Source organism: Rhodococcus sp. CX, from assembly GCF_015865005.1.
In the GTDB taxonomy this organism is placed as follows: Bacteria; Actinomycetota; Actinomycetes; order Mycobacteriales; family Mycobacteriaceae; genus Rhodococcus.
Map to the genome: position 1 here is coordinate 27,821 of NZ_JADZGH010000201.1, position 4,873 is coordinate 32,693.

Sequence of the window (4,873 nt, forward strand, 5' to 3'; positions counted from 1 at the left end):
GACGACGCCGCTAGGCTCGCCGACATGACGAGCATTCCGGTGAATGTGGACAACTTCGTTCGTGCGGAAACGGATCGAATGTTCTCCGATCTCCAGCGGGACTGCGGCGGAGTCAACGTGCTGCGCCACAATCGCGAAGCGGCGTCGGTCGACCACCAGACGGTGATCCGGCTCAACCGCGACACCCTCTACAGCTTCGCGGTCGTCGACGTCTCGGCCGGTGCGGTCGTCACCGTTCCCCACTGCGGCCGCCGGTACACCTCGGTGATGGTCGTCGACCAGGACCACTACGTGAACCGGATCCTGCACGATCCCGGCGAACACCGTCTCGATCCCGGCGACTTCCCCACGTCGTATGTCACCGTCGCGGTCCGGATCCTGGCCGATCCGGCCGACGCGGACGATGTGCGTACGGCGACCGAACTCCAGGACCGGTTCCGCATCGATGCGGGCTCGGCGGTCGCGTTCACGTCTCCCGGATACGACACCGCAAACCTCGATGCGACCCGCAATGCGCTGCTCGATCTGGCGCGCGGACTCACGGCGTTCGATCGGACGTTCGGCCGCAAGGACCAGGTCGACCCCGTGCGCCACCTCATCGGTACCGCCGCCGGATGGGGTGGGCTCCCGACCGAGGAGGCCACCTACATCGGTGTCGACCCGGGACTGCCGGTCGGCGAGTACGAACTGACGGTGCGCGATGTACCCGTCGACGGATTCTGGTCCCTGTCGGTGTACAACGCGAAGGGATACTTCGAACCCAACGACCGCGGCGTCTACAGTGTCAACAACATCACCGCCGTCCCGAACGACGACGGCTCGGTCACCGTCCGGTTCGGCGGTACCGACGGTGCCCCCAACAGCATTCCGATCACCGAGGGCTGGAACTACCTCGTGCGGCTCTACCGGCCGCGGCCGGAAATCCTCGACGGGAGTTGGAGGTTCCCCTCCCTCACTCCCTAGTCGCGGGGGCGAGCCGGGCGGTACCGGATTCCGCTTCCGATGATCTCGGGACGGTGGTTCCGCGGCTCCACTCCCGTCGGTAGTGTGAGCCACCGAACAGCAATCCAGCGAACGGAGACTGTGCCGATGACCCGCACCACGCTGCCCCGCGAGATGGTCGAACTTGCCGAGGCGACACCGGGTTTCATGCCGGAGGACGAGGGCACGGCGCTGCACGACGCGGCGGTGCGGTATCTCGGCGACGGGGTGGGTGTCGAGATCGGCACCTACTGCGGGCGCTCGACGGTGTACCTCGGTGCGGCCGCGAAGGCGACCGGCGGAACGATCGTCACCGTCGACCACCACCACGGGTCCGAGGAGCACCAGCCCGGCTGGGAGTACCACGACGAGACACTCGTCGACCCCCACACCGGCCTGCTCGACACGGCCGGACGACTCCGCCACACCCTCGCCGATGCCGACCTCGAAGCGCACGTGGTCGCGGTGATCGGCGCCTCCGCGCAGGTCGCCGGGTTCTGGCGCACCCCGGCGTCGTTCGTGTTCGTCGACGGCGGTCACAGCAGCGCGGCCGCGCAGGCCGACTACGAGGGCTGGGCGCGGTGGGTGCGCGTCGGCGGCGCCCTGATCATCCACGACGTGTTCCCCGACCCCGCCGACGGCGGTCGTCCCCCGTACGAGATCTACTGCCGCGCACTCGACAGCGGCGAGTTCACCGAGGTGTCGGTGACGGGGTCGCTGCGAGTTCTCGAACGCACCGGCGGCACGGTCGGGGTCCTGCCAGGCGCGTGACCGTGCGCCGTCGAGAAAGACAGCCGCGCGGGGCATACACCGCGCGGCTGTCTTTTCCGTCGGCCGGTGTCGGACTCGGCTGCTGTCAGACGCGGACGCCGCAGCCTTCGCTGCAGCGGTCGGCACCCACCAGTTCCGCAGGCGCCGCCGCGTCACGGAACAGTCCGCTGCCACCGGTGGTGCGGGAGAGCGCGTCGGCGGCGAGAACCACCGCGGCGCTCGTCCACGAACTCTTCTCCACCGGCCAGCGTTTGCCGTCACTGAAAACCAGTCCGGTCCAGTACGATCCGTCCGGATCGCGCAGGTGCTGCATCGCTGCGAACAGTTCCTTTGCGCGCGTGTAGCTTCCGAGCGCGTCGAGGGCCAGGACCAGCTCACACGTCTCGGCGCCCGTCACCCAGGGTTTGTGATCGACGCACCGGATGCCCAGCCCGTCCACCACGAAGTCGTTCCAGCGTTCCCGGATGCGTTCGTGTGCAACGGTTCCGCGGACGGCTCCCCCGAGGACCGGGTAGTACCAGTCCATCGAGTATTCCGGTTTGGGGGTGAACACCTCCGGGTGCCGCCGCAGCGCGTGCCCGAGCCGGTACAGCGCGAACTCCCACTCCGGCTGTGGATCACCCACGACCTCCGCAAGACGCAACGCGCACCGGAAACCGTGATGGATGCTCGAACACCCGGTGAGGAGGGCTTCCTCCGCGATACCGGATTCGTTTCGAGCCCAGAAGATCTCACCGCCGGGCGCCTGCATGGACAGCACATGTTCCAGTGCTGCCTTCACCGTCGGCCACATGTGCTCGACGAACCGCACGTCGCCGGTGACGAGATGGTGATGCCACACCCCGACTGCGATGTACGCCGCGAAATTACTGTCGGAGTCGGCGTTTTCGATCGTATCGCCGCGGAACTGCATCGGCCACGAACCGTCCGCGCGCTGGGTGCGCCGCGACCACTCGAACGCGGCCTCGGCCTCCTCGCGCAGTCCGGTCACGGTCAGCGCCATCGCGGATTCGATGTGGTCCCACGGATCGGTGTGCCCGCCCGGGAACCACGGGATCGCTCCCGAGGACTGCTGCATGTCGGCGATGGCGTGCCCGGTGCGGAGGCACTCATGGGCGGAGAGCACGCCCGGCACCGACGGAACCGCTGGTGCGCCCCTGTCAGCGCGCCGCAACGGGGACTACCGGCTTCTCGACGTAGAAGACCACGCTCTTTCCCATGATCGGATCGAGGACCGATTCGAGGGTGCGGGTCAGCCACGGTTTGTGCATCAGATCCCACACGAGCAGCTTGTGATACGCCTTCGTCAGCACGTGATCGTCGTTGTCGACGCCGACCGCGCACTTGAGCCACCAGTACGGCGCGTGCAGGGCGTGCGCGTGGTCGCGACCGCGGATCTTCAGGCCGGCCGCGGTGAGCTTGGCGGCGAGTTCGTCGGCCTTGTAGATGCGAATGTGCCCACCCTCGACCTCGTGATAGGCATCGGACAGTGCCCAGCAGATCTTCTCGGGGAACCAGCGCGGCACCGTGATCGCCGCGACCCCGCCCGGCTTGAGCACGCGGGTGAACTCCTCGATCGCGCGCACGTCCTGCGGCACGTGCTCGAGCACCTCGGAGATGAGCACCACATCGAACGTCTCGTCGTCGTAAGGCAGTTCGAGCGCGTCACCCACTTCGGCGCGCGCGCGTGCCCCGGCGGGGACCTCGCCCTCGAGCTCCATCGCCGCGAACATCTCGGCGACCGCTTTCATGTCGTCCGCGCTCCGGTCGAACGCGACGACGTCCGCCCCGCGCCGGTACAGCTCGAAGGAGTGCCGGCCGGCGCCCGCGCCGATATCGATGGCGCGGTGGCCGGGCGCAACTCCGAGACGGTCGAAATCGACGGTCAGCATCAGTGGTTCGCCTTTCGTGTCTGCGCTGCGATCGCGTCGTCGTAGACGCATGCGGTCTGTGCGGCCACCGCCGACCAGCTGTACCGGTCGAGGACCCGTTGCCGGGCCGCCGCACCGAGCCGGTCCCGTTCGGCCGGGTCGTCGAAGAGCGCCGCGAGCGCCGCCGCGAGTTTCTCGCCGTCGCCGGGGGGAACGAGCACACCGGCATCGCCGACGACCTCGGGGATCGCGCCGGCGCGGCTCGCGACGAGCGGTGTCCCGCACGCCATGGCCTCCACCGCGGGCAGTGAGAAACCTTCGTAGAGCGACGGGACCGCGGCGATCTCCGCGGAACCGAGGAGCGCGCCGAGCAGCGTCGACACGCCCTTGAGCGGTGCGTCGGCGCTCGCCACGCACACGATGCGTCCCGGCGCCCGGGCGCCGGCGGGAGGGGCGAACAGTTCGGTGTCGACGCCGAGCGGGATCGTGTGCAGACTTTCCGGGTCGACGTCGAACGCCGCGCGGATGTCGTCCGCCGAGGACTCGGACACGGTGAGCAGCGTTCCGATGCGCCGCGCCACCCGTGCCTGCATCCGCAGGAAGCCGTACCAGCGGCGCAGGGTCAGTTTGCGGCGCCACGTGGTGGCCTGCGCGAGATCGAGTTCGCGGTCGCGGGTGATGGGATGGTGGATCGTCGCGACGAGGGGAAGCCCGGCGTCGGCGATGCGGAGCAGACCGTACCCGAGGCACTGGTTGTCGTGCACGACGTCGAATTCGCCCGCCCGTGCGCGAAGGAGCTTCGCCGCCCGCAGGCTGAACGTGAGCGGCTCGGGGAAGCCCGCGGTCCACATCGTCGCGACCTCTAGGACGTCGACGAGGTCGCGGAACTCCCGGGGCTTCGGGGTGCGGAAGGGGTCGTCGTCGCGGTAGAGGTCGAGGCTGGGGACCTTCGTGAGAGTGACGCCGGCGTCGAGTTCAGGATACGGCTGGCCCGAGAACACTTCGACGTCGTGCCCGAGGGCGGCCAGTTCACGGCTCAGGTGCCGGACGTAGACACCCTGCCCGCCGCAGTGCGGCTTACTCCGGTACGACAGGAGAGCAATTCGCACGGTCACCTCGTTCCTCGTCGCCGGCGGCGTCCGACCAAGATCGCACCACTCTAGAACATGTTCTTGTTCGAGGTCACGACACTGGGACCGCCCGGATACTTTCGGAAGATCAGTAACGGTATACGACGAAGGCCCGGTATC

General features: G+C 68.4%; 5 protein-coding genes. 2 read left to right on the forward strand and 3 right to left on the reverse strand.

All coding sequences use genetic code 11. The features are described from left to right. Positions 1-24 precede the first annotated feature (24 nt). Both I0Q12_RS21670 and I0Q12_RS21675 read left to right on the forward strand, forming a co-directional pair. Positions 25-963 carry a DUF1254 domain-containing protein gene (locus I0Q12_RS21670; protein ID WP_197254580.1) on the forward strand — a complete coding sequence of 313 codons (939 nt, stop codon included), beginning with the start codon at positions 25-27 and terminating at the stop codon, positions 961-963. A gap of 126 nt (positions 964-1,089) precedes the next feature. Then, positions 1,090-1,752 carry a class I SAM-dependent methyltransferase gene (locus tag I0Q12_RS21675; RefSeq protein ID WP_197254582.1) on the forward strand — a complete coding sequence of 221 codons (663 nt, stop codon included), beginning with the start codon at positions 1,090-1,092 and terminating at the stop codon, positions 1,750-1,752. Between the two features lie 85 nt (positions 1,753-1,837). Here the strand turns inward: I0Q12_RS21675 and I0Q12_RS21680 are convergent, their stop codons facing one another. From I0Q12_RS21680 to I0Q12_RS21690, 3 genes are read right to left on the reverse strand one after another with little or no spacing between them, the layout of a single operon-like run. Beyond that, entirely contained in the window at positions 1,838-2,887 is a 1,050-nt protein-coding gene (locus I0Q12_RS21680; RefSeq protein WP_197254584.1) for a prenyltransferase, read from the reverse strand. 25 nt (positions 2,888-2,912) lie between these two features. After that, a complete protein-coding gene (locus I0Q12_RS21685) occupies positions 2,913-3,644 on the reverse strand; it encodes a class I SAM-dependent methyltransferase (RefSeq protein ID WP_197254586.1) in 732 nt (243 codons plus the stop codon). Next, positions 3,644-4,738 (reverse strand): glycosyltransferase family 4 protein, encoded by a 1,095-nt coding sequence (locus I0Q12_RS21690; RefSeq protein ID WP_197254588.1) that lies wholly within the window; start codon positions 4,736-4,738, stop codon positions 3,644-3,646. The genes I0Q12_RS21685 and I0Q12_RS21690 overlap by 1 nt, the downstream gene beginning before the upstream one ends. Positions 4,739-4,873 lie beyond the last annotated feature (135 nt).

What these genes read in the sequence shown, in the direction of transcription:
- I0Q12_RS21670 (WP_197254580.1), top strand. Translation starts at nt 25, where the DNA reads ATGACGAGCATTCCGGTGAATGTGGACAACTTCGTTCGTGCGGAAACG.
- I0Q12_RS21675 (WP_197254582.1), top strand. Translation starts at nt 1,090, where the DNA reads ATGACCCGCACCACGCTGCCCCGCGAGATGGTCGAACTTGCCGAGGCG.
- I0Q12_RS21685 (WP_197254586.1), bottom strand. Translation starts at nt 3,644, where the DNA reads ATGCTGACCGTCGATTTCGACCGTCTCGGAGTTGCGCCCGGCCACCGC.